The following is a 21653-nucleotide window of genomic DNA, read 5'->3' as shown; positions in this document are numbered from 1 at the left end:
ACCCACTAAAACCGCGCACGGTTTCGAGCGCCGATTCAGCGCTCGACTCAGCATCTGAGTCGTGCCGAAAAGTCGGAGACGGAACCCAGACGAGTCAGTAGCCGCGCTCGATGAGGTAGTCCGCGATGTCACACAGCAGGTCACGAGCCTCGTTGTCCGGCAGGCATTCGAGCCGGTCCTTTCCGCGCTCGACGAGTTCGCGCGCCTTGTCGTTGGCGTACGCGATACTCCCCGAGTCTTCGAGTGCCTGGACGGCCTCGTCTATCTCGGCCTCGGTCACGTCCTCGACGCTGTCGGTGTCGACGAGCCCGTCGACGTCGATGCCCTGCTCGCGGGCGTGGACCGTGATGAGGGTCTGCTTGTTCTCGACGAGGTCGGAGCCCCGTTGCTTGCCGAGTTGCTCGGACGGGACGGTGAGGTCGAGCACGTCGTCCTGTATCTGGAAGGCGCGCCCGATGTCGAGCCCGTAGCCGTAGAGGGCGTCGACGGTCTCGTCGTCCGCCGAGAGCAGTTCGGCGGCGATGGCCGCCGAGGCAGCGTACAGGACCGCGGTCTTCTGCTCGACCATCTCGAGGTACTCCTCGGGGAGCACTTCGGAGCGCTCCTCGAAGGCCACGTCGAGGCTCTGGCCCTCGCAGATCTTCGTACAGGTCGATGCGAGCGTGTCCATCGCCGCGACGACCTGCGAACTCGGCGCGTTCGCGTTGAGCATTATCTCGAACGCCGAGGAGTACAGGGTGTCACCGGCAAGGATGGCGGTGTCGAGGTCGAACTCCTTGTGGACCGCCGGCACGCCGCGCCGGAGGTCGTCGTCGTCCATGATGTCGTCGTGGATGAGCGTGAACGTCTGGATGACCTCCACGCTCACGGCGGCGGCCATGAGGTCGACCGGCTGGTCCGCCAGCGAGGGGAACTCGCGGTAATCCGTCGACAGCGGCTCGACGTCCATCAGCGCCTCACCGACGACCAGCAACACGGTCGGTCGGAGCCGTTTGCCACCCGCGTCGAGCAGGTAGCGCGAGGCTTCCCAGAGGCGTTCCGGGCGCTTTATGGGCATCTCGTCTTTGATGCCCTGGTTGACGAGTTCGCGTCGCTCGCCAACCGCGTCGAGCACGGTCTGTTCTCGCGTCTCGGGGTCTGTCATCATTCGGTCAGCTGTATCATGTTCCCGTTCCGGGTCACGTGAAGGTCACGGCCCAGCTTGTACCCCTCGCTCTCTGCGAGGTTGACGTAGCCGGAGAAGCCCTTCATGTCCTGGTGTGCCGGGATGATGTGCTGGGGCTGGAGTGCGTCGAGCATCTCGTAGTGGCCCTCGCTGTTCAGGTGACCGGAGACGTGGATGTCGTCGTAGATGCGAGCGCCCTGCATGCCCAGGAGCTTCTCGGCCTGGTAGCGCTGGCCCTCGTTGGTCGGCTCCGGAATGACGCGGGCGGAGAAGACGACCTTGTCACCGTCTTCGAGCTGGTACGGCGTCTCGCCGCGTGCCATCCGGGTGAGCATCGCGCGCGGCTCGCCCTGGTGGCCCGTCACGATGGGCAGGAAGTTGCCCTTGCCCTCCTTCATGACCCGCTTGAACGTGCGGTCGACGGACTTGCGGTGGCCGAACATCCCGAGGTCGCCCGGGAAGTCGACGAAGCCGAGTCGTTCCGCCGTGCCGGAGTACTTCTCCATCGAGCGCCCGAGCAGCACCGGCTGGCGGCCGATATCGCGGGCGAACTCGACGAGGGACTTCACACGCGCGATGTGGCTGGAGAACGTCGTGGCGACGATACCGCCCGAGTAGTCCTCCATGGAGTACAACACGTCCTTGAGGTGGCGTCGTGCGACGGCCTCGGAGGGCGTGCGGCCCTTCTTGTTCGCGTTGGTACAGTCCTCGATGTAACACAGCACACCGTCGCCCTCGCGACCGATCTCGCGGAAGCGGTCCATGTCGATGGGGTCGCCGATGACCGGCGTGTGGTCCATACGCTTGTCGAGCCCGTAGACGACCGCGCCCTCGGGCGTGTGGAGGACCGGGTTGATGGCGTCGATGATGGAGTGTGTGACGTTGACGAACTCGAGTTCGACCTGACCGGAGTCCCCGATGGACATCGTCTCGCCGGCGTCCATCTTGATGAGGTCGTTCTCGACGCCGAACTTCTGTTCACCCTCGATCTGCTGTTTGACGAGCTCGATGGTGAACGGGGTCGCGACGACCGGCGCGTTGTAGCGGTGCGCCAGCTTCGAGATGGCCCCGATGTGGTCGAGGTGGCCGTGTGTGGGGACGATGGCCTGTACGTCGCCCTCCAGTTCGCTCATGACCCGGTCGTCCGGGATGGCCCCCATGTCGATGAGGTCCAGGCTGTGCATCTTCTCTGTCTCGACGTTGTCGTGGATGAGGACCTGGGACAGGTTGAGTCCCATGTCGAACACCACGACGTCGTCGCCCGCGCGGACGGCAGTCATCTGCCGACCGACTTCTTCGTAGCCGCCGATGGTTGCGATTTCGACTTCCATTGTTGGTAGCACCGAAATGCCGCGTCTCGGTATGTAAAGACCCGCGACTGGTCGGGACACTCGCCCCGGCGTCTTGCAGCACGTCGGCGTGAATCCCGCTATGTGGTGGAGATACGCGGTCAGGAAAGGACCGACGGCGTGAGCCGTGACCCCCACCACACTTACCCGCGGGGTCTGTTGTTCGCTCTTTCAAGCCCCGGGCTTAAAAGCGCGTGGGTTGTGTCTCGCCCGACGGGCAGAATCGGCGGCGACTGCCGGTTCGTGCCACACCGGAACGTGCGAATTTCCCTCACATCATGGACGTGCACAGACTTAATGCTCGGTAGGACTAGACACGGCCATGGGAGAGTGTGCATACTGCGGGACCGAGCCCGAGGGCTTCCCGTACCGGTGCAACGAGTGCGAGGAACTGCACTGTGGCACACACCGATTACCGGAACGACACGACTGCCAGGGCCTCGCGCGCGTCGCCGACCGCAAGTCCGGCCAGCAGGTCTTCATCGGCCAGTCGTACAACCAGTCCGACCGGTCCCACGGCGACGGGAACGTCATCATGAGTGCCCTCGACTCCTTGCTCGGCCCGTTTCGACGCTTTCGACGCTGAGAGACCGCGTAGGTGGACGGTTTTTCTCCTCAGGGGAACTATACGAACTGACGATGAGACGGACCACACGCTCTCTGCTGACGATTCTCCTCCTTTCACTGGTCCTTCTGCAGGTCGGTGGCGTGGTGGACTTCGGAGCCGAGGCGAGTGAGATCCGCGACGACTTCTTCGACCTCGACAGCCGGGACGCTGCGGACGCGCCACAGACGACCCCCGATGTGGGAACGTCCCAGCCGGATGCCGAGGCGAGAGCGCTCTCCCCCTCGTTGCTCGAGCGACTCGTCCACGAGGCGGTCAACGAAGAGCGCCAGGCGCAGGGGCTCTCGCGGGTCGATTTCGACCCGGACCTCGCGGTGGTCGCCCGGTACCACAGCCGCGACATGGCCCGCGATGACTACTTCGCACACGCCTCGCCCGAGGGCGAGACGCTCAGCGACCGCTACGGCCTGTTCGGCTACGACTGCTACATCAGCACCGGGACGCTGACGTACACGAAAGGCGGGGAGAACATCTACTACACCAGCTTCGGCGGTACCTCCTACACCGAGGCCGAGATAGCAGAGCGAACCGTCACCGGCTGGATGGAGTCGCCGAGCCACCGCGAGAACCTCCTCCGGCCGTACTGGGAGCAGGAGGGAATCGGTGTGTGGGTCAAGGAGGAGGACGGGCGGACCCACGTGTACGTCACCCAGAACTTCTGTTGAACCGGCGGCGACCGCGTCACACGATGGGATTCGGTCCGAGGTGACACTGGTTTCGAAATTCAGGCTTTTGAACCGTTCACGGACAGGATAACCGGACTTTTAGCCGTGTAGAGACACGGGCCGGTGATGGCTCCCTCCAGCACACCCCGTCGGTATCTGGGCCTCTCGCTCGTCCTCGTCCTGATCGTCGTCGCCGGCGGCCAAGCCGCCGGGTACGTCGACCTCGCGCCCGACCGACCGGCCGAGCCCGCGACCGACGCACCGACCAGCACTCCAACCGCTACCAGCCCGCCGACCCAGACGACGACGGCAACGACGACCCCCGCCCCGACACCCACCCAGACCACAACCTCCGGTGAGTCCGGCGTCGACGCTGGCGAACTCGAGCGCCTCGTGCACCAGGCGGTCAACGACCGACGAACCGACCGCGGGCTGTCCCCGCTGACCCACCAGCCTGGCCTCCGAGAGATCGCTCGCTATCACAGCCGCGACATGAGCCGTGAGGGCTACTTCGCCCACACCGCCCCCGACGGCGAGACGATGGGCGACCGCTACGACCGGTTCGGCTACGACTGCCGCGTCGACCGGGGCGACGGCTACTACGCGACCGGCGCGGAGAACATCTACAAGACGCAGTTCGGTGGGACCGGGTACTCCGAGGCAGCGCTCGCCGACCGCGTCGTCGATGGCTGGATGAACTCCGACGGCCACCGGGAGAACATCCTGCAGGACTACTGGCAGAACGAAGGAATCGGCGTGGCAGTCGTCGAAGAAGACGGGATGACGACCGTCTACGTCACCCAGAACTTCTGCTAACTACGCGATGGTCGTCCCGGGCGACTCGCCCGCGAGGAAGGAAGCGAGCGCGTCGAGCCCGAAGATAGACGCGGGCATCCCGAGCGCCAGCAGGGTCTGGACCTTCCCGGCCATCCCGCCCGAGACGTCGGTCGTCTCTGCACCGCCCAGCACGTCGGCCACGTCGTCGTAGGCCTCGATGCGGGGAATCACGGCGTCGTCGGCGTCCAGGACACCCGGCACGGTCGAACAGAGCCCGACCCGCGAGGCGTCCAGGGATTCCGCGAGCGACGTGACGATCTCGTCCCCCGAAAGAACCGTCACACCCTCACCAGCGTGGGCGATGACGTCGCCGTGGAGCACCGGGACGAACCCCTCGTCGAGCATGGTCTGAATCTGCTGGGCGGGCAGGGTCAATTCGCCCGATTCGTCGCGGCTGGCCGCCGAGAACGGGTGGACCGGTACGGCTGGCACGTCCCGCTCGTGGAGCCGCCGGAGGACCAGCCCGTTCAGGGCCTTCATCGCGTTGTGGATGTCGAGGACGCCATCGACCTCGTGGGTCCCGTCGGTGGTGCTCACGCCGTACTCCTTCGCGTTGTGATGGCCGAAGGAACCGCCGCCGTGGACCAGCACGATGTCGTCGTGGCCCGCAACCGCGTCGGCCGCCCGGTCCAGCGCCCGCCCGTCGACCGTCTCGGCGCGGTCCTTGTCGGTGATGACCGACCCGCCGAGCTTGAGCACTGTGGGGCCACTCATTCGAGACGCACCCCCTCGTGGGCGAGTTCGGCCCGGAAGACCTCCTGGCAGGCCGCCTCGTACGAGAGTGCGGTCTCCGTGCCATCGGAGCGGTCAAGCGCGACGATGCACCCGCCACCACCCGCTCCGGTGAGCTTCGCCCCGTGCGCCCCGGCCTCGCGGGCGGTCCACACCATGTCGTCGAGCGAGCGCGAGGAGACCCCGAGCGCCTCCAGCAGCCCGTGGTCGAAGTTCATCAGCTGGCCGAGTTCGGTGAGCACGTCGTCGTCCACGGTCGCCCCACCCTGGCTTTCGGCGAGCAGCGTCTCGCCCTCGCGGACCACGTCCCCGATTGCGGCCACCGTGTCCGCGGCGAAGTCGTACTGCTCGCGCAGTTCGCGAACGCCCGCGACCAGCTTCCCGGTGTCGCCGCTCCCGCCGTCGAATCCGATGACGAACGGCAGGTCCGGGGCGTCGATGGTCCGGCAGTCATCACCTTCCACTCTCACTGCGCCACCCATCGCCGAGCAGAACGTGTCCGCCCGCGAGGCTTGCCCGTCCTGGACGTTGAGTTCGACCTGGTACGCCCGCTCGGCGACCTCGCGCGGGTCCAGCTCGACGCCGAGTTCGCTCGTCGCCGCCGCGATACTGGCGACGACCACGGCCGCCGAGGAGCCGAGCCCCGCACCGAGCGGGATGTCGCTCTCGATGGTCACGTCGAAACCAGCGCCGGGCGCGTCCGCAGCGTCCCGCACCTGCGCGATGGCCCCGTCGACGTACTCCGTCGCCGCCTCGAGGACGGCCTTGGGCGCGTCGACCGCCGGCCCCGTCTCGCCGTACTCGACGGTGAACCCCTCGATATGCAGGTCCTGTGCGTCGACCCGGAGTCGCCCGTCCGACCGTTCCTCCACCGTCACCGTCGCCCGACGTTCCACGGCGCAGGGAATCGCCGGTTCGCCGTAGACGACGGCGTGCTCCCCGAACAGGTAGACCTTGCCGGGAGCGCTTGCCGTGTGCATACCCGTTCTCGCCCGGCCGTGACAAAGAGTGTTGTCGAATCGACGTGGGACCGGTCGAGGCGGTGTCAGCGCTGCCGGCGGTGAAGCGCCAGCGTCACGAGCAACACGGCGAGTCCCCCGACCTCGAGGCCGAGCCCGGGTGTCCCCTCGATTCCCTCCTGGTCCGGCAGTGTCCCACCGCCACCGTCGTCACCGGCATCGGTTGTCGGCACCGCCGTCGTGGCCTCCGTGGTCGTTCCGGCCGCTGTCGTGGTCTGCGCCGTGGTGGTCTGCGTCGTCGCACTGGTTCGCTGCGTCGTCGTGGTCTGTGTCGTCGCACTGGTCCGCTGCGTCGTCGTGGTGCCCGTGGTGGTGGTCGTCGAACTGCCGCCGGTATCTCGCACCAGCACGGACCCGATTCGACTCGGCGGGACGTTGCTCCCACTGCTGTCGATGACCGACCCGAGCACGAGCGCGTCACTGTCTCCCTGAACGTCCGGCCAGCGAACCAGCGTCGTCAGGTTCACCGCCACGTCGACGCTCCCCTGGCCGTCCGGGCTCACCGCGAACCGTATCGTGTCCCGGACGCCGTCGCCGTCGGTTCCGTCGACGACGGTCGGACTGGAAGACACCGCGACCGTCTCACCCGTCTCCCGGTTCACGACCTGAACGTTCTCCGGCGCGAGCGCTACGCCGTCCGGGAACCGCACGTAGAACACGTCGGTGTCACCGTCCGCGCTCAGGTCGTCCACCCGGTACGACACCTCGTGGCGGACCGTCGTGTCGTCGTCGACGGTCCCGGGCGAGATCTGCCCGCCGTGGAGGTTCGATGCGGTTGCCATCGCCGCACCACCCGCCGGCACGACCGAGAGGACCAGAAGTACGACCGAGAACACCGCGACCGCCCGCGAGAGACTGCCGGTTGGCATACTACCCGACCAGAGGAGCGCCACCCGTATCGACCCCTGACCTAACCTGCATAGGCCCGCCCCCAGGCCAGTACCGTCCGGACGGCGTCGCCACTGGGGAGCAGGAGTCGGTGAAAACGAAACGCGAACCTCGAAAAGCCGTTTAAATCCCGCTCTCGAAGTCGTCGAGCGAGTAGCTCGGCTCGGCACCGCGGCGGTCGAGCGTCTCGTTGGCCAGCAGCCAGTAGACGACCGACAGGGCCTTGCGACCCTTGTTGTTCGTCGGGATGACGAGGTCGACGTTGCTGGTCTGGTTGTTCGAGTCACACATCGCGATGACCGGGATGCCGACCGTGATGGCCTCCTTGACGGCCTGGCTGTCACCGATGGGGTCGGTGACGACCACGACGTCCGGCTCGATGTAGCCGTCGTACTTCGGGTTCGTCAGCGTGCCCGGGATGAACCGGCCGGTACGGGCGCGTGCCCCGATGGCGTCGGCGAACTTCTTCGCCGGGAAGCGACCGTACTGGCGCGAGCTCGTCACGAGGATCTGCTCGGGCGCGTAGTTCGCCAGGAAGTCCGCGGCCGTGCGGACCCGCGAGTCCGTCTTGCCCACGTCGAGCACGTACAGCCCGTCCGTGCGGACACGGTGGATGAACCGTTCCATGTCCTTGGTCTTCTGCTGGGTACCGATGTGGACACCAGCGCCGAGGTAGTCCTCGACCGGGATGAGGAGGTCGGCCTCCTCGTCGGACATGACGTCCTCGTCGAGTGTCGGCTCTGCTTCTTCAGCCTCGGCCGCGGCGGCCTCGGCGTCCTCTGCGTCGACGGGCTCTGCGTCCTCTGCCTCGGCCGCGGGACCGGCACCCTCGGCGGGTTCGGGGTCCACGTCGACGTCGGAGGCGTCGAGCCCTTCCTGTTCTTGCTCTTGCTCTGTCATAGTGCGTCGTCTGCGATTCGGATGAGTTCGTTGAGCTTTGCGGTTCGCTCGCCACCGACCGCGCCCGTCTTGATGAACGGGGCGTCGGTCGCCACGGCGAGGTGTGCGATGGTCGTGTCCTCGGTCTCGCCCGACCGATGGGAGATGACCGAGTCGTACCCGTTACGGGTGGCGAGTTCGACGGCGTCGAACGCGTCCGTCAGCGTCCCGATCTGGTTCGGCTTGATGAGGATGCTGTTGGCCGCGCCCTGGTCGATGCCGTCCTGGAGACGCGCCGTGTTCGTTACGAACAGGTCGTCCCCGCAGATGAGCGTCTGGTCGCCGACGCGGTCGGTCAGGTCGGCGAATGCCTCGTAGTCGTTCTCGTCGAGCGGGTCCTCGACGTAGACGAGGTCGTACTCCTCGACGAGCTCTGCGACGTAGTCGACCTGCTCGGCCGTCGTCTTCTCGTCGTCACCGTAGCGGTAGACCTCCTCGTCGGCGTCGTACAGCTCGGCACCGGCCATGTCGAGGCCGAAGCCGATCTCGAAGCCGAACTCGTCTGCGACCTCGTCGGTCGCCTGCTCGACGATCTCGAACGCCTCGGCATCGTCGATGGACGGTGCCCAGGCACCTTCGTCGCCCTTGCCGCAGGGCTCGTCGCGCTCGTCGAGGATGTCTGCAACCTTGCCGTGGACGGCCGCGTTGGCGAACACCGCGTCGGACACGCTCGGCGCGCCGACGGGTGCGGAGAGGAACTCCTGGATGTGCGTCGCGTCGGCAGCGTGCTCGCCACCACCCACGACGTTCCCGAGCGGAATCGGGAAGTTCTCGCCACGGAACGCGCCGCCGAGATGCTGGTACAGCGGTGCACCGAGCATGTCTGCGCCGGCTTTCGCGGCTGCCATCGAGATGGCGACCGCGCTGTTCGCACCGATCTCCGAGAAGTCGTCGGTGCCGTCTGCGGCGTGCAGTGCCGCGTCGACCTCGCGCTGGTTTCCGGCGTACGCCGAGTTGACGAGACGCGGAACCGCGTGTTCGCGGGCCTTCGCGATGGCTTCGCCCGGCGGGAGCTCGATGGCCTCGTACTCGCCGGTGCTGGCACCCGAGGGTGCAGCAGCACGGCCGAACCCACCGCTCTCCGTCAGTACGTCCGCCTCGACGGTCGGGTTACCGCGCGAATCCAGTACGCGTCGGAGTCGGATATCCGTGATGAGTGTCATGTGTCGTCATCACCGCGCTTGACCGTAAAGGGTAGCACGTTCGCGTCGTACTCCTCGGCAGCGATGAGGATCGGTTCCGTCTGGTCGGTATCGATGAGGACTGGTGCCCCGTACGACACCTGCAGCGCTCGAGCGCCGAGGATGCGAGCCTTCTCGTACCGATTGTAACGTTGTCGTGGCATCACTGGTAGGGGGAGACGATGTCGACCAGGTCCTTGTGCGAGACGAGCATGCGCCGGCAGCAGTACCGGTCCACGCCCAGCTCGTCGAGCACCTCTTTCGGGTCTTCCTCGCCTTCGCGCGTTCGCGCTTTGAACTCCTCCCAGTGCTCACCGACGACGTTGCCGCACGTGAAACACCGGACTGGTACCATCATGGTTTGATCACCTTAGCGGTAGGACTTCTGGTAGCGGGCACGAGCGCCGGGGCCGCCCCACTTCTTGGGTTCGGACTGGCGCACGTCGTTGACGAGCAGCGAACGGTCGAACTCCATGTACGCGTCGCGGAGTTCGGCGTCGCCAGTGTGCTGGACGATACCACGCGCGATGGCGGTGCGGACGGCGTCTGCCTGTCCGCTGATGCCACCACCGGAGACGCGAACGTCGACGTCGATGTCGTCACGGACATCGTCGACGATGCGGAACGGCTCCAGCATCTTCAGTCGCGAGATCTCCGGGTCGACGAGTTCGACCGGCTTGGAGTTGATTCGAACGCGACCCTTGCCGTCCTTGACGGTCGCGCGGGCGATTGCCGTCTTCTTCTTTCCGGACGTGTTGGTTACCATGTGACGTTAGCACCCAGTTTCTCCGAGATTTCGCCCAGCTGGACGAACTTGATGTTCGACAGTCGGTCCAGCGACGTACCGTCGAGGATCTCTGCGTCCTGGTCCTCGTACGGGTTGCCGACGTACACGCGGACGCCTTCGAACGCCTCGCGGCCGTAGGACTGCTTGTACGGGAGCATCCCGCGGATGGACCGCTTGAAGATGCGGTCCGGCCGCTTGGGGTAGTACGGTCCCTGGTCGGAGCCGACCTCCACCCGCTTCTCGTAGACCGACATGATGTCGTCCTTCGAGCCGGTGATGACGGCCTGTTCCGCGTTGACGACGGCGACCGTCTCGCCGTCGAGTGCGCGCTCTGCGACCTGGGACGCGACGCGACCCATGATGCAGTCACGGGCGTCCACGACGACGTCTGCGTCGAATTCTGCGAGACTCATCGGATCACCCGGACGTTCGAACCCTCGGGGTTCTGTTCGATTGCCTGTTCTAAATCGAGCGTTTCGCCGACCTGTTCGATTTTGGTCTTCGCGGACGAGGAGAAGTCGACGGCCGCAACCGTCACGGACTTCTGTAGGGCACCGGACCCGAGGACCTTCCCCGGGACGATGACCGTCTCGTCTTCGCGTGCGTAGCGCTCGATTCGACCAAGATTGACCTCGGCGTGTGTCCGCCGTGGTTTCTCGAGTCGATCTGCGACGTCGCTCCAGACGTCAGCGTCTTCTGTACGAGACACCGACTTCAGCTCGGCGATGAGACTGCCGAGCCTCGGATTCGTCTTACTCATTGCTTTCCTCCTGATAGTTGTGAGAGAAGTGATGCAGGGAGCAGGATTTGAACCTGCGGACCCCTATGGGACAGCGCCCTGAACGCTGCGCCGTTGGCCAGACTTGGCTATCCCTGCTCGCACCCTTGCGGGTACTACCTTGTTCCGTGCCCCCCTTCAAACCACTTTCGATTATCGACCGCGTTCGCCCGACGCGAGCGACTTCGCTCGCCACTCCGCGCTGGCCGGAGCCAGCGCTGAGTGCGGGGTCTGCGTCCGTCAGGGTGTGGTTGGAAAGGGTCACGTGTCTATTATAGCGTTACTGCGTCCTGCAGTTCCGTCGCCCGTGCCTCGATCGAGTCGGTGGCGCGGGTAACGAGTTCCTCGACCGTCATGGACCCGTCCGTCTCGACGTGGAAGACGAATGCCTTCTCGACGTCGGTGACTTCCAGCTCCTTGCCGGGGAACTTCTTGGTGAGGTCGTTGTCGAACTCTGCGGTGTTGACGAGCTCGCCGTCGATCTCGACGACACCGCGGATGATGTTCGGCTCTTCCTCCTCGAACTCGGCCGCGTCGCCGACGACCTCCACATGCTGGAGGTGTCGGTAGCCGACCGAGACGCCGCCCTGGTGTTTGGCGTGTTCCTTACCCGTGTCGAGGACCGCGTCGGCTTCGAGTTCCAGCCGCTGGTCGTCCTTCAGGTCGATGATAGGGACGTTCTGGTCCGCCGGTTGGACCATCCCGTCTGCGCTGACCAGGTCGCCCGAGTACGCCGTCGCCGGTCCCTCAACGTCGATGGAGAGGGTGATGACGTCGTCCTCGTCGAACTCGCCTTCCGGCGTGGTCAGCGGAATCAGCCCGAGCCGGTGTGCGATCTGTTCGTCGAACATCACCGAGGAGTTCTCGATGACACGGACCTCGTCTATCGACAGCGTCGGCACGTCCGCGATCATCGCGCGACGGATACCGTTGGCGAACGCGGGCGTAACGCCACGCACCAGGAACAGTGCCTTGCGTTCTCCGCGTTCGACGAACTCGACCTCGTAGTCCTCGTCCATGGCTTAGAACCCGCCTTTTCCTTTGGGTGCTCGGGAGCCGTCGTGCGGGATCGGCGTGACGTCCTCGATACGGCCGATCTCGAAGTCCTCGCGAGCGAGTGCGCGAATCGCTGCCTGCGCACCCGGTCCGGGGGACTTCTGCAGGTTGCCACCGGGGCCACGCACGCGGACGTGCAGGCCTTCGATGCCAGCTGCGCGGATCTCGTCCGCGATGGACTCGACCATCTGCATCGCCGCATAGGGCGACGCCTCGTCACGGTTCTGCTTGACAGCAGTCCCGCCGGAGGACTTCGCGATGGTCTCCGCACCCGTGAGGTCTGTCACGGTCATGACGGTGTTGTTGAACGATGCGTGGACGTGGGCGACTCCCCACTTGTCGTTAGCTTCTTCTGCCATTTATTGACCCTCCGCACGTTCGGGGTGAAGTTCGTCTGCGAGCGGACTGTTCTCGTCGAAGGCGATGGAATCCTCCTCGGACACGTCGACCGTGTACGAGGGGACGCTCACGCGAGCGCCGTCGACGGTGATGTGCCCGTGGACGATGAACTGTCGCGCCTGCTGGGTCGTGTTCGCGAGACCCTTGCGGTAGGCGACAGTCTGGAGCCGGCGCTCGAGGATGTCCGAGATCTCGAGTGCGAGGACGGCGTCCAGCTGGTCCTCCTCGCTGAGAATGCCGATGCGCTTGAGGCGGTTGAGGAAGTCGACTGCGTTCTCCTCTGCCTCCTCGAGCGACTGGGACTGTCCGAGCAGCTTTCGCGCCTCGCGGCGGTAGTCGCGCAGTTCGGACTGTGCTCGCCAGAGCTCCTCCTTGTTCTTCAGGCCGTAGCGGTCGACGAGGCTGTGTTCCTCGCTGATACGCTCGCCCTGGAAGGGGTGGTTCGGCGTCTCGTAGAGCTTGGTGTTGCTTCCGAGTGCCATTATTCGTCACCCTCCGCTTCTTCAGCGGCCTGTTCTTCGCGGATCTCTTCGACGTTGACGCCGATGGTCCCTTCCGTACGTCCGGTGGACTTCGTGCGCTGACCGCGCACCTTCTGTCCCTTCTTGTGACGGACGCCCTTGTAGGAGTCGATCATCTTCATCCGGTTGATGTCGTGACGACGAGCCATGTTGAGGTCGTTGCCGACCTCGTGGTTGGTCTCGCCGCTGTAGAACTCCTTCTGGCGGTTGGTGAGCCATTCGGGAACCTGGTCGGCGTAGTTCTCGACGGTTTCGACGACGGCGTCGATCTCGTCCTCGTCGAGGAGACCGAACGTGGCCTTACGGTCCACGCCGGCTTCCTCGGCGACGATTCGTGCCGTCCGTCGGCCGATGCCGTTCATCTCGATGAGCGAACGTTCGACCGTCTTCGTCCCATCGAGGTCTGTCTGCCCGATGCGGACGAAGTACCGAAGGTCCTCGTCCTCTTGTTCGCCCTGTGGTTCTTCTGCACTCATGTGTGATATGTGGAGGAAGTGCTCGATGCACTTCCGGTCTGGTTGGAAGACTCACACCGTGCCCAATTGCCGGTGTGAAAGGTCCGACGTTGTGGCGGGGATTCGAACCCCGGAGGCTTGACGCCACAGAGTTAGCAACCCTGCGCCTTGGGCCAGGCTTGGCTACCACAACTCGATTGTCTATCTTCGCCCTCTCGGACTCGGGACCCAGCGCCCCTGCAGCGTATTGCGTTCACACGTATTCTCGTACAGTACTTAAGGGCAACGGAACGCAGTTCGAGTGGCACGGTGTGACAGTATCGGGGATGGCGTGGGGAAGACGGGGTCCTCGTCGGCCGGTTTCGGAGTGTCAGGTGCCGGGGACCGGGTGTGGCGACTGCTCATCGGCAGTTCCCTCGCTCGCGCACGCGCGAACTGGAATATTCAGGCAGCATTCAATCAGCCAGTTGGATTCAACCAGCCAGCTACTCCAGAAAGTCTCCGCCGACCGAAGCAGAACGAATCGGGCTTCATTACCGAGCGACGCCGCCTGTAGTGCCACTCAGTCGCCGGTCTGCGGGGGTGCGTCGATGTACTTGTCATTCACTTCCCACTCGCCGTCACCGTTGCGGACCATGTACTCGCCGTAGTACGGGACGCGTTCGGCGACCGTCATCCGGAACGCCTCGCGAATCTCGGGTTTCGTCATCTCACCCATCGGCTTGAGGTCGTCGTTGCGGTTCAGACAGCCCTTGAGGAACCCGTCGTGGGTGACTCGAACGCGGTGGCAGTTCGCACAGAACGTCGGGTTCTCGACCGGGTCGACGATCTCGACCATGCCGCCCTCACCGGAGGCCTTGGTGCCGCCGATCCAGTACCGTCGTCGGTCGTGCATCTCGCGGTGCTCTATCTCCGTGGCTTGCTCGGCCAGCCAGTCGTGGACGCGCTGGATGTCGATGGCCCACTCGGGGTTGCCGGTGAGTTCGGGCATGTACTCGATGAGCTGGAGCTGGAGCCCGCGGTTCTCGGCGACGTGGTCGACCATCTGCGGGACGTAGCCGGCGGTTCGCTCGAACACGACCATGTTGAGCTTCACCGGGTCGAGGCCGGCGTCGAGAGCTGCCTCGACGCCCTCCATGACGCGGTCGTAGGCACCGGACTTGGTCACCTCGGCGAACGCCTCGGGCTCCATCGCGTCCTGCGAGACGTTGACGCGTTCGAGGCCGGTGTCGACGAGGTCCTCCGCACGGCCGGGCAGGAACGTCCCGTTGGTCGTCATCGAGACCTCCATCGAGTCGGGTGTCCGCCGGATTATCTCCTCCAGGTCCTGGCGGAGCATCGGCTCGCCACCGGTGAACTTCACGCTGTCCACGCCGAACTCCGCGACCACCTCGAGGAACCGGACCACGTCGTCCGCGCTCATCTCGCCGTCCTGCGGGTCCATCGGCCCCCGCGTGTCACCCAACCCCTCGTTGTGACAATAGACGCAATCGAAGTTGCACCGGTCGGTGAGGGAGACCCGGACCCCGGTGACCTCGCGACCGAACTCGTCTGTCAGCATGTACCAACCCTTGTGAGTCTATGTTATTAAGTTCGGTGTCCAGGCAAGGGAGAATGTAATCGAATATGGTTACCCGGTTGCCGCGGCGTGGCCGGTTACGCCATGCCGGGAATCGTCTCCAGCTCGCCGGCCTGCACACCCCAGAGGTCGGCGTAGGTGCCGTCCGTCTCGAGCAGTTCCTCGTGGGTGCCGCGCTCTTCGACGGCACCGTCTTCCAGTACGAGTATCTGGTCGGCGTCTTTCACCGTCGAGAGCCGGTGCGCGATGGCGATGACGGTGCGGTCGGCCACCAGGTTCTCGATGCTCTCCTGGATGCGGAGTTCGGTCTCGGTGTCCACGTCCGAGGTCGCCTCGTCGAGCAGGAGGATGTCGGGGTCGCGCAGCAGCACCCGGGCGATGCCGATGCGCTGGCGCTGGCCACCCGACAGTTTCACGCCGCGTTCACCGACCTCGGTGTCGTAGCCGTCTTCGAAGTCGCTGATGAACTCGTGGGCGTCGGCCGCCCTGGCGGCAGCCTCGATCTCCTCGTCGGTCGCGTCGAACTTGCCGTAGGCGATGTTGTCCCGGACACTCCCGTAGAACAGGTAGGTGTCCTGGCTGACGTAGCCGACTGAATCGCGGAGGCTCTCGGGCGAAACGTCACGGATGTCCTGGCCGTCGATGCTGATGCTGCCGTCGTTCACGTCGTAGAGGCGGAGCAGCAGCTTCAGCACGGTGGACTTGCCGGCCCCGGTCGGGCCGACCAGCGCCAGCATCTCCCCGCCGGAAACGTCGAAGGAGACGTCCTCGAGGACGGTCTCGTCGTCGTCGTAGCCGAAGGTGACGTGGTCGTACGCGACGGTGCCGTCCTCGACGGTAAGTTCGGGGAGGTCCTCGCCGCCACCGAGGGTACTGGGTTCGTCCATCAGGCCGAAGATGCGCTCGGCCGAGGCGCGGGCGTTCTGGTAGAGGTTCACCAGCTCACCGAACTGGCTCATCGGCCAGATGAACCGCTGGCCGAGGTAGACGAACGCCACGAAGGTACCGACGCGAAGCGTCCCGCTCATCAGCGGCGGGGCCTGTCCCGTCAGGACCCAGTGGCCGCCGACGGCGAACGTCAGCACGAAGCCGATACCGGCGGTGAATCGGAGGCCAGGGAAGAACTTCACGCGCGTCGTGATGGCGTTCCAGTTCTTGTCGTAGTACTCCTGGGAGGCGTCGGTGACGCGGTCGGCCTCGAAGTCCTCGGTCGTGCTCGCCTTGATGACCTCGATACCGCCGAGGTTGTTCTCCAGGCGGGAGTTGAGCTGACCGACCGTCGAGCGGACCTCGGAGTACATCGGCTGGATGGTCTGGACGAACTTGTAGGTGAACAGCCCGATGACCGGGACCGTGACCATCGTCAGCAGGGCGAGTTGCCACTGGAGGTACGCCAGCAGTACCGCCGTCACGCCGACGTTGACCAGCAGCATCGTGGCGATGAAGAGACCGCCGTTGAGGAACTGCTCGAGGCGGTTCACGTCGTTGTTCAGGACGCTCATGAGCTCGCCAGTCTGCTTGTCGGCGAAGAACTCGTAGTCGAGTCGCTGCATGGCGTCGTAGCTATCGGCCCGGACGTTGTGCTGGACGGACTGGGCGAAGGAGTTCAGTCCCAGCCCCATCAGCCAGGTGAACACGGTCGAGCTCAGGTAGGTCAACCCCACGAGACCGACCGAGAACCAGAACTGACCGGTCCGGCTCGCCGGGACGAGCCACTGGGGGACCAGCGGGAGCGAGTACTGCGGCTTCGTCTGCATGAAGACCGCGTCGATGGTCTCGGCGAGGACGTACGTCGGCAGCAGGGCCATCGTGTGGGCGGCGATTCCCATGAGGATGCCGCCGACGATAGCGACCCAGTGCTCGCGGCCGTACTCGCGGAACAGGCGGACCATCGGGCGGTCGACGCGGGCTCGTTGTTCGTCGAATGTGTCGTCGTCTTCGTCTCCGTATGTCGAATCTGTCATCGTCGTGTTTCGTGTCCTGTGGTGTGGTACAGGGTGGAGGTCTGCAGTCGATACGACCGGCTCGTCGGTGTGAACGGGCAGTCAGGTGGTGGCTTGGCTGAGATAGCCGCGGTGCTGCGGCTATGGCCACGGTGGGCGCGACCCGTGCCGCCCGGACTGGGCGGCCGAGAGAATCAGGCGAGTGCGAAGTGGAGGGTACGCATCTTTCTGCCTCTACCAGTACATATCACCCATTTCACATCAAACTAACTGAACAGTGGTAACACCCCACACAGTCGTGGCAACGAAGGGACCGTGTAACACAATCCTTTTCGCTCGCTCGCCCCGACACCCGGCCATGGACGCAGACGCGATTCTCGACCGGCTCCGGCAGGTCGAGGACCCGGCTTTGGGCGACGACATCGTCTCGCTCGGACTCGTGAACGACGTGGAGGTCGACGGCGACGAGGTACACATCTCGCTCGCCCTCGGCGCACCCTACTCTCCCATCGAGACAGACCTGGCCAACGAGGTCCGCGAGGTCCTCGCAGACACCGGCCTCGACATCGACCTCTCGGCGAAGACCGACACCGGCCTCTCCGGCGACGAGCAGGTGTTCCCGAACGTGGAGAACGTCATCGCGGTCGCCTCCGGCAAGGGTGGCGTCGGCAAGTCGACGATGGCCGTGAACATCGCCGCTGGCCTCTCTGACATGGGCGCACGCGTCGGCCTGTTCGACGCCGACGTGTACGGTCCGAACGTCCCGCGGATGGTCGACGCCGACGAGCCGCCGGGCGCGACCAAGGACGAGAAGCTCGTGCCCCCGGAGAAGTACGGGATGAAGCTCATGTCGATGGCATTCCTGGTCGGCGAGGACGACCCCGTCATCTGGCGCGGCCCGATGGTCCACAAGGTCCTCACCCAGCTCTGGGAGGACGTGGAGTGGGGCCACCTCGACTACATGGTCATCGACCTGCCACCGGGCACCGGGGACACCCAGCTGACGCTGCTCCAGACCGTCCCCGTCACCGGCAGCGTCATCGTCACGACCCCGCAGGAGGTCGCACTCGACGACGCCCGCAAGGGCCTGGAGATGTTCGGCAAGCACGACACCGTCGTGCTGGGCATCGCCGAGAACATGGGCTCGTTCAAGTGCCCCGACTGCGGCGGCGAGCACGCCATCTTCGGCGAAGGCGGGGGCCAGAAGTTCGCCGACGCCCACGACATGCCGTTCCTCGGGTCGGTCCCGCTCGACCCCGCGGTCAGGACCGGCGGCGACGAGGGTAAGCCCGTGGTGCTCGACCACGACAACGAGACGGGGCAGGCGTTCCGTGACATCACGGAGGCCGTCGCGGACAACGTCGGGTTCGTCAAGCGCCAGCAGCACGTCAACAGCCGATGAGCGACGACCCGGCTGATTCCAAGGACAGCCCCGACCGCGAGTTCGAACCCGACCCGGAGAAGGTCCGGTTCCTCCGCGAGATCGCGGACGAGATTCGGGCCGAGAGCACCGAGTCGGACCAGCTCGCGAACATCCTCTACCGGACCAGCGACCTCTACGACGAGAACGAGGACACCTCTCCGGAAGAGATTCTGCGGAACGTGAAGTTCATCCTCGACGTCATCGAACGCGGCGGCCTCGGCCGATAGCGCCAGGAAATCAGACCAGTTCGCGCAACCGTTCGATTCGCTCCTTCGTCGGCGGGTGCGACGACGGGAACACCTTCGGACTGACCAGCGACTTCTCCTCGACCATCTCGGCCGAGAGCGGGACGATGTACAGGGCACTCTCACCGCCGTCGAGTTCCCGGAGGTCGCGCTCCGGGGCCCGCTCCATCCCGTTCTCGATGGTCGTGAGGGCGCTCACGAGCGCGCCCGGGTTCCCGGTCGCCTCGGCCGCGGCCCGGTCGGCGGCATATTCCCGATAGCGCGAGAGCAGCCGGTAGCTCAGGAAGCCGGCCGCCCAGAAGACGACCGCGAGGACACCCATGAGCAAGAGCGAGAGGATGATCGCGGCGATGGCGACGAGGACGCCACCGGAGTCGTCGTCGCCGGGGATTATCCAGACGTGGCCGAGCCCGTTGAACACCGTGCTCACGAGTTTCGCGACGAAGAACGCGACCGTCGGGACGAGGAACGCGACGCTCATCAGCGCGGCGTCGCGGTTCCGGACGTGGGCGAGTTCGTGGGCAACCGCGGCGTCGAGTTCCTCGTCGTCGAGGGTGTCGAGCAGCCCGTCGGTCACAGCGATCGAGGCGTTCGAGGGGGTCCGACCGACCGCGAAGGCGTTCGGGGCACGGGAGTCGACGACCCGGACCGCTGGCTTCGGGATGTCGAGTTGCTGGGCGATGCGCCCCACCGAGGCGTGGAGTCGCGGATACTCCTCCTCGTCGGCGGGTCGCGCGTGGCCGAGGCGCAACGCCAGCGACGGCCCGACGAGGTACTGTATCACCAGGGCGGCCGCGGCGACGCCGCCCACGACAAGCGGGGAGATGGCCGGGACGACCGCGCCCTGATGCCGCCCAAGCAGTGACAGGACTGCGAACGGGACCGTCAGCAGCCCATAGAGGAACACCACGGGAAGGGCTGCGACCACGGCCAGCGTCAGCACCATCCGAACCACGAGGCCGCGGTCGGTGCCCGTCGCCGTGCTCATCGGCCGGTCACCTCCGACGGTGTATTGCCGCCGACGTGTGCGAAGCCAGCGACGAAGCAGACTGCTGTACGAGAGACGGATAGCATCGCTCTGCCAGAAGTTGGCAGCAACCCGACATAAACCTTCCGTGGTCGGGGCTCCGGCCTCCTGCGCTCCGAAGCGCTTACCCACCCACCTGCCCTGGCTCTCGACGTGGACGCTAACCAGGACGACCTCGCCAACCCGTTCGGGATGGACGAGAACTGCGAGAACTGCGACCTCTGCGGGCCCCGCGAGCGCGTCGTCCACGGCTACGGCGACGTGGGTGCGGACTTCCTGTTCGTGGGGGAGCGACCGTCGGCCGACGCCGAGCACGCCGGTGTTCCCTTCGCCCGCGACGAGACCTTCCTCTCCATCCTCCGGCGGCTCATGCTCTGCCGGGCCGACAGCGACCCCGACGAGCCCGAACTTGCGAACGTGTTCGTCACGTACCTCACCCGGTGTCGGGACCCCGAACGCGCCCCGACCGACGAGGAGATCGCGACGTGTGAACCCTACCTCAACGCGGAGATTCGGATGATAAACCCGGAGGTCATCGTTCCGGTGGGCGAGCGCGCTCTCGCCGAGATCGCGACCGAGTACACGACCACGGCGGCCGAGAAGTTCGACGTGTACGACGACCACGGGGAGCGCTTCCGGGGTCGTGGCTTCGAACTGGTCCCCATGATCGCCCCCGACGAACAGGACGAGGACGAGACCCAGACGTTCGTCGAGGCGTTCGCGAAACTGATGGCCTCCGATTACCGCCAGACCAAGGGTCGCAGAAGCAGGTAGCCGCGTTTTCTCGCTTACCAGTACGTGTTCGCGCGCCACTCCTTCGAGCCAGCGCCGACGACGGACACCGCACCCATGACGGCGACGACGATGAGGAAGCCGACCGCGACGGCCGGAAGCGACAGCACGTCGGTCAGGGGTTCGAGATTCGTGCCGAGTGTCGCGAGCGAGCCGAGGCCCGCCGCGAGGATTCCCAGGGGCACCAGCACGCCGAGAACTTTCAACCAGTTCATGCGATATCCAACGGGCTGGTCCCACATAAGTCCGCACGGTCGGTCTCGGCTCCGCCGCGTGTCCCTCGGCCCGAAGCGGCGGGTTCAAGGCTCCCGCGACGGCAGATGGTGGTATGACACTCGTGGTCGTCCTCGCCGACCCCCCACGCGAGGGCCTCGTGCTGCCCCGACTCGCCGAGGAGACGCCCCTGTCGGCCGAAGACGCCGCCGACTGCTACCGGGCCATGCTCGCCGACACGCTATTCGCCGCCGCCGAGAGCGGTGGCGAACTCCTGGTGAACTACCGCGACGAGGACCTCCTCCCGGACGAGTTCTCGAAAGCGGACGGCGAGGCCGAAGCCGAGGTTCGCGCCGTCGCCGCGGACGCCCTCGGCAGCGCCGACGAGACGCGCTTCGAGGTGCAGGTCGGCTCGACCTACGACGGCCGCGTCGGCAACACCGTCACGCACCTCCTCGACCGCGAGGACCACGCCTCCGTCCTCGTTCTCGACGGGACTGCCCCGCTGGCCGGCCGGAAGGACATCGACAACGCCTCGATGAAGCTCCGGCGCTCCGATGTCGTGCTGGGCCCGGCCAGCGACGGCCGCGTCTGGGGGAGCGCCTTCTGCGAACCCATCGACTTCGACGGCGCGTTCGCCTCGCCGGTGGTCGAGACGCTCACCGCCCGCGCCCGCGACGCCGACCTCGAGGTGGACTTCCTCCCGAACTACGAGACTGTCGAGACCGGCGACGACCTCTGTTCGGTCGTCTCCATCCTCCGCGCCCGGCGGCGCGCGGGCCGAATCGTCCCACCCCACACCACCGAGTTCATCGAGGATCGTGGTCTGACGGTGGTCGCGGACGACGGCGACCTGGAACTCGTCCGCGAATAGACCGACAGGTCTTAGACGGTTCCGCAGATACTCCCGACCGTGGTGGGATGGCGGAGTGGACTAACGCGCCTGCCTTGAAAGCAGGTGGCCTTCGGCCTCCTGGGTTCGAATCCCAGTCCCACCGCATTCTCACGAAGATTCACGAGGAGCAATGCGTAGAT

Annotated in this window: 27 protein-coding genes and 3 tRNA genes; 8 read left to right on the top strand and 22 right to left on the bottom strand. The window is 65.6% G+C overall.

What is annotated here, in order from left to right; genetic code table 11:
- Positions 1-94: 94 nt before the first annotated feature.
- On the bottom strand, positions 95-1144 hold the full coding sequence (locus N6C22_RS11610) for a geranylfarnesyl diphosphate synthase (RefSeq protein WP_261652555.1): 1050 nt from the start codon (positions 1142-1144) through the stop codon (positions 95-97).
- Complete coding sequence (locus N6C22_RS11605) at positions 1144-2496, bottom strand: ribonuclease J (protein ID WP_261651271.1); 1353 nt, start codon at positions 2494-2496, stop codon at positions 1144-1146. Before N6C22_RS11605 ends, N6C22_RS11610 begins: the two co-directional genes overlap by 1 nt.
- Before the next feature lie 340 nt (positions 2497-2836).
- Here N6C22_RS11605 and N6C22_RS11600 point away from each other — a divergent pair, with 340 nt between their 5' ends.
- From N6C22_RS11600 to N6C22_RS11590, 3 genes are all read left to right on the top strand, one after another.
- On the top strand, positions 2837-3100 hold the full coding sequence (locus N6C22_RS11600; protein ID WP_261651270.1) for an AN1-type zinc finger domain-containing protein: 264 nt from the start codon (positions 2837-2839) through the stop codon (positions 3098-3100).
- A gap of 53 nt (positions 3101-3153) precedes the next feature.
- Entirely contained in the window at positions 3154-3804 is a 651-nt protein-coding gene (locus N6C22_RS11595; protein ID WP_261651269.1) for a CAP domain-containing protein, read from the top strand.
- Between the two features lie 126 nt (positions 3805-3930).
- The gene (locus tag N6C22_RS11590) at positions 3931-4620 is read left to right on the top strand and encodes a CAP domain-containing protein (protein ID WP_261651268.1); all 690 of its coding nucleotides are present in this window, start codon (positions 3931-3933) and stop codon (positions 4618-4620) included.
- Here N6C22_RS11590 and N6C22_RS11585 read toward each other — a convergent pair whose 3' ends face one another.
- The 18 genes from N6C22_RS11585 to N6C22_RS11500 all read right to left on the bottom strand — a co-directional run bounded on the left by N6C22_RS11585 (position 4621) and on the right by N6C22_RS11500 (position 16939).
- On the bottom strand, positions 4621-5355 hold the full coding sequence (locus N6C22_RS11585; protein WP_261651267.1) for an isopentenyl phosphate kinase: 735 nt from the start codon (positions 5353-5355) through the stop codon (positions 4621-4623).
- Positions 5352-6353 carry a mevalonate kinase gene (mvk, locus tag N6C22_RS11580; RefSeq protein ID WP_261651266.1) on the bottom strand — a complete coding sequence of 334 codons (1002 nt, stop codon included), beginning with the start codon at positions 6351-6353 and terminating at the stop codon, positions 5352-5354. The genes N6C22_RS11585 and mvk overlap by 4 nt, the downstream gene beginning before the upstream one ends.
- Positions 6354-6418: 65 nt before the next feature.
- Entirely contained in the window at positions 6419-7261 is an 843-nt protein-coding gene (locus tag N6C22_RS11575) for a hypothetical protein (RefSeq protein ID WP_261651265.1), read from the bottom strand.
- Between the two features lie 142 nt (positions 7262-7403).
- Positions 7404-8180, bottom strand: coding sequence for a 30S ribosomal protein S2 (gene rpsB / locus N6C22_RS11570; protein ID WP_261651264.1), 777 nt, complete (start codon positions 8178-8180; stop codon positions 7404-7406).
- Positions 8177-9382 (bottom strand): phosphopyruvate hydratase, encoded by a 1206-nt coding sequence (eno, locus tag N6C22_RS11565; protein WP_261651263.1) that lies wholly within the window; start codon positions 9380-9382, stop codon positions 8177-8179. Before eno ends, rpsB begins: the two co-directional genes overlap by 4 nt.
- Positions 9379-9564 carry a DNA-directed RNA polymerase subunit K gene (locus N6C22_RS11560; RefSeq protein ID WP_261651262.1) on the bottom strand — a complete coding sequence of 62 codons (186 nt, stop codon included), beginning with the start codon at positions 9562-9564 and terminating at the stop codon, positions 9379-9381. Before N6C22_RS11560 ends, eno begins: the two co-directional genes overlap by 4 nt.
- A complete protein-coding gene (locus N6C22_RS11555; RefSeq protein WP_261651261.1) occupies positions 9564-9758 on the bottom strand; it encodes a DNA-directed RNA polymerase subunit N in 195 nt (64 codons plus the stop codon). Before N6C22_RS11555 ends, N6C22_RS11560 begins: the two co-directional genes overlap by 1 nt.
- 12 nt (positions 9759-9770) lie before the next feature.
- Complete coding sequence (locus N6C22_RS11550; protein WP_261651260.1) at positions 9771-10166, bottom strand: 30S ribosomal protein S9; 396 nt, start codon at positions 10164-10166, stop codon at positions 9771-9773.
- Complete coding sequence (locus N6C22_RS11545) at positions 10160-10600, bottom strand: 50S ribosomal protein L13 (RefSeq protein WP_261651259.1); 441 nt, start codon at positions 10598-10600, stop codon at positions 10160-10162. Before N6C22_RS11545 ends, N6C22_RS11550 begins: the two co-directional genes overlap by 7 nt.
- Positions 10597-10962, bottom strand: a complete 366-nt coding sequence (locus N6C22_RS11540; protein ID WP_369684440.1) for a 50S ribosomal protein L18e — start codon at positions 10960-10962, stop codon at positions 10597-10599. Before N6C22_RS11540 ends, N6C22_RS11545 begins: the two co-directional genes overlap by 4 nt.
- Before the next feature lie 17 nt (positions 10963-10979).
- Positions 10980-11064 (bottom strand) — tRNA-Leu (locus N6C22_RS11535).
- A gap of 173 nt (positions 11065-11237) precedes the next feature.
- Entirely contained in the window at positions 11238-11984 is a 747-nt protein-coding gene (locus N6C22_RS11530) for a DNA-directed RNA polymerase subunit D (protein ID WP_261651257.1), read from the bottom strand.
- Between the two features lie 3 nt (positions 11985-11987).
- The gene (locus N6C22_RS11525; RefSeq protein WP_261651256.1) at positions 11988-12380 is read right to left on the bottom strand and encodes a 30S ribosomal protein S11; all 393 of its coding nucleotides are present in this window, start codon (positions 12378-12380) and stop codon (positions 11988-11990) included.
- On the bottom strand, positions 12381-12902 hold the full coding sequence (locus N6C22_RS11520; RefSeq protein ID WP_261651255.1) for a 30S ribosomal protein S4: 522 nt from the start codon (positions 12900-12902) through the stop codon (positions 12381-12383). It abuts the gene before it with no gap.
- Positions 12902-13417 (bottom strand): 30S ribosomal protein S13, encoded by a 516-nt coding sequence (locus N6C22_RS11515; RefSeq protein ID WP_261651254.1) that lies wholly within the window; start codon positions 13415-13417, stop codon positions 12902-12904. Before N6C22_RS11515 ends, N6C22_RS11520 begins: the two co-directional genes overlap by 1 nt.
- Positions 13418-13504: 87 nt before the next feature.
- Positions 13505-13589, bottom strand: a tRNA-Ser gene (locus N6C22_RS11510).
- 369 nt (positions 13590-13958) lie between these two features.
- Complete coding sequence (gene moaA, locus N6C22_RS11505; RefSeq protein ID WP_261651253.1) at positions 13959-14957, bottom strand: GTP 3',8-cyclase MoaA; 999 nt, start codon at positions 14955-14957, stop codon at positions 13959-13961.
- A gap of 95 nt (positions 14958-15052) precedes the next feature.
- The gene (locus N6C22_RS11500; RefSeq protein ID WP_261651252.1) at positions 15053-16939 is read right to left on the bottom strand and encodes an ABC transporter ATP-binding protein; all 1887 of its coding nucleotides are present in this window, start codon (positions 16937-16939) and stop codon (positions 15053-15055) included.
- Positions 16940-17276: 337 nt separating this feature from the next.
- Here N6C22_RS11500 and N6C22_RS11495 point away from each other — a divergent pair, with 337 nt between their 5' ends.
- Together N6C22_RS11495 and N6C22_RS11490 are read left to right on the top strand one after the other, a co-directional pair.
- On the top strand, positions 17277-18320 hold the full coding sequence (locus tag N6C22_RS11495) for an Mrp/NBP35 family ATP-binding protein (RefSeq protein WP_261651251.1): 1044 nt from the start codon (positions 17277-17279) through the stop codon (positions 18318-18320).
- Complete coding sequence (locus N6C22_RS11490; RefSeq protein ID WP_261651250.1) at positions 18317-18568, top strand: hypothetical protein; 252 nt, start codon at positions 18317-18319, stop codon at positions 18566-18568. Before N6C22_RS11495 ends, N6C22_RS11490 begins: the two co-directional genes overlap by 4 nt.
- 10 nt (positions 18569-18578) lie before the next feature.
- Here the strand turns inward: N6C22_RS11490 and N6C22_RS11485 are convergent, their stop codons facing one another.
- Complete coding sequence (locus tag N6C22_RS11485) at positions 18579-19574, bottom strand: M48 family metalloprotease (RefSeq protein WP_261651249.1); 996 nt, start codon at positions 19572-19574, stop codon at positions 18579-18581.
- Positions 19575-19766: 192 nt separating this feature from the next.
- Here N6C22_RS11485 and N6C22_RS11480 point away from each other — a divergent pair, with 192 nt between their 5' ends.
- Complete coding sequence (locus N6C22_RS11480; protein WP_261651248.1) at positions 19767-20387, top strand: uracil-DNA glycosylase; 621 nt, start codon at positions 19767-19769, stop codon at positions 20385-20387.
- Positions 20388-20401: 14 nt separating this feature from the next.
- On the opposite strand, the gene N6C22_RS11475 is transcribed toward N6C22_RS11480, so the two are convergent.
- Positions 20402-20620 carry a hypothetical protein gene (locus N6C22_RS11475; protein ID WP_261651247.1) on the bottom strand — a complete coding sequence of 73 codons (219 nt, stop codon included), beginning with the start codon at positions 20618-20620 and terminating at the stop codon, positions 20402-20404.
- 113 nt (positions 20621-20733) lie between these two features.
- Between N6C22_RS11475 and N6C22_RS11470 the strand changes: the two genes are divergently transcribed.
- Together N6C22_RS11470 and N6C22_RS11465 are read left to right on the top strand one after the other, a co-directional pair.
- On the top strand, positions 20734-21492 hold the full coding sequence (locus tag N6C22_RS11470) for a hypothetical protein (RefSeq protein ID WP_261651246.1): 759 nt from the start codon (positions 20734-20736) through the stop codon (positions 21490-21492).
- A 41-nt stretch (positions 21493-21533) separates the two neighbouring features.
- Positions 21534-21616, top strand: a tRNA-Ser gene (locus N6C22_RS11465).
- The last annotated feature ends 37 nt before the right edge of the window (positions 21617-21653 follow it).

This window comes from Haloarchaeobius sp. HME9146 (assembly GCF_025399835.1).
GTDB lineage: Archaea > Halobacteriota > Halobacteria > Halobacteriales > Natrialbaceae > Haloarchaeobius.
The sequence above is the reverse complement of the archived record's forward strand: the minus strand, read 5'-3'. Positions and strand labels throughout refer to the sequence as shown.

Bases quoted from the DNA above. Each gene is read 5' to 3' on its own strand.
- N6C22_RS11610 (WP_261652555.1), bottom strand. From the start codon at position 1,144: ATGACAGACCCCGAGACGCGAGAACAGACCGTGCTCGACGCGGTTGGC.
- N6C22_RS11605 (WP_261651271.1), bottom strand. From the start codon at position 2,496: ATGGAAGTCGAAATCGCAACCATCGGCGGCTACGAAGAAGTCGGTCGG.
- N6C22_RS11600 (WP_261651270.1), top strand. From the start codon at position 2,837: ATGGGAGAGTGTGCATACTGCGGGACCGAGCCCGAGGGCTTCCCGTAC.
- N6C22_RS11595 (WP_261651269.1), top strand. From the start codon at position 3,154: ATGAGACGGACCACACGCTCTCTGCTGACGATTCTCCTCCTTTCACTG.
- N6C22_RS11590 (WP_261651268.1), top strand. From the start codon at position 3,931: ATGGCTCCCTCCAGCACACCCCGTCGGTATCTGGGCCTCTCGCTCGTC.
- N6C22_RS11585 (WP_261651267.1), bottom strand. From the start codon at position 5,355: ATGAGTGGCCCCACAGTGCTCAAGCTCGGCGGGTCGGTCATCACCGAC.
- mvk (WP_261651266.1), bottom strand. From the start codon at position 6,353: ATGCACACGGCAAGCGCTCCCGGCAAGGTCTACCTGTTCGGGGAGCAC.
- N6C22_RS11575 (WP_261651265.1), bottom strand. From the start codon at position 7,261: ATGCCAACCGGCAGTCTCTCGCGGGCGGTCGCGGTGTTCTCGGTCGTA.
- rpsB (WP_261651264.1), bottom strand. From the start codon at position 8,180: ATGACAGAGCAAGAGCAAGAACAGGAAGGGCTCGACGCCTCCGACGTC.
- eno (WP_261651263.1), bottom strand. From the start codon at position 9,382: ATGACACTCATCACGGATATCCGACTCCGACGCGTACTGGATTCGCGC.
- N6C22_RS11560 (WP_261651262.1), bottom strand. From the start codon at position 9,564: ATGCCACGACAACGTTACAATCGGTACGAGAAGGCTCGCATCCTCGGC.
- N6C22_RS11555 (WP_261651261.1), bottom strand. From the start codon at position 9,758: ATGATGGTACCAGTCCGGTGTTTCACGTGCGGCAACGTCGTCGGTGAG.
- N6C22_RS11550 (WP_261651260.1), bottom strand. From the start codon at position 10,166: ATGGTAACCAACACGTCCGGAAAGAAGAAGACGGCAATCGCCCGCGCG.
- N6C22_RS11545 (WP_261651259.1), bottom strand. From the start codon at position 10,600: ATGAGTCTCGCAGAATTCGACGCAGACGTCGTCGTGGACGCCCGTGAC.
- N6C22_RS11530 (WP_261651257.1), bottom strand. From the start codon at position 11,984: ATGGACGAGGACTACGAGGTCGAGTTCGTCGAACGCGGAGAACGCAAG.
- N6C22_RS11525 (WP_261651256.1), bottom strand. From the start codon at position 12,380: ATGGCAGAAGAAGCTAACGACAAGTGGGGAGTCGCCCACGTCCACGCA.
- N6C22_RS11520 (WP_261651255.1), bottom strand. From the start codon at position 12,902: ATGGCACTCGGAAGCAACACCAAGCTCTACGAGACGCCGAACCACCCC.
- N6C22_RS11515 (WP_261651254.1), bottom strand. From the start codon at position 13,417: ATGAGTGCAGAAGAACCACAGGGCGAACAAGAGGACGAGGACCTTCGG.
- moaA (WP_261651253.1), bottom strand. From the start codon at position 14,957: ATGCTGACAGACGAGTTCGGTCGCGAGGTCACCGGGGTCCGGGTCTCC.
- N6C22_RS11500 (WP_261651252.1), bottom strand. From the start codon at position 16,939: ATGACAGATTCGACATACGGAGACGAAGACGACGACACATTCGACGAA.
- N6C22_RS11495 (WP_261651251.1), top strand. From the start codon at position 17,277: ATGGACGCAGACGCGATTCTCGACCGGCTCCGGCAGGTCGAGGACCCG.
- N6C22_RS11490 (WP_261651250.1), top strand. From the start codon at position 18,317: ATGAGCGACGACCCGGCTGATTCCAAGGACAGCCCCGACCGCGAGTTC.
- N6C22_RS11485 (WP_261651249.1), bottom strand. From the start codon at position 19,574: ATGAGCACGGCGACGGGCACCGACCGCGGCCTCGTGGTTCGGATGGTG.
- N6C22_RS11475 (WP_261651247.1), bottom strand. From the start codon at position 20,620: ATGAACTGGTTGAAAGTTCTCGGCGTGCTGGTGCCCCTGGGAATCCTC.
- N6C22_RS11470 (WP_261651246.1), top strand. From the start codon at position 20,734: ATGACACTCGTGGTCGTCCTCGCCGACCCCCCACGCGAGGGCCTCGTG.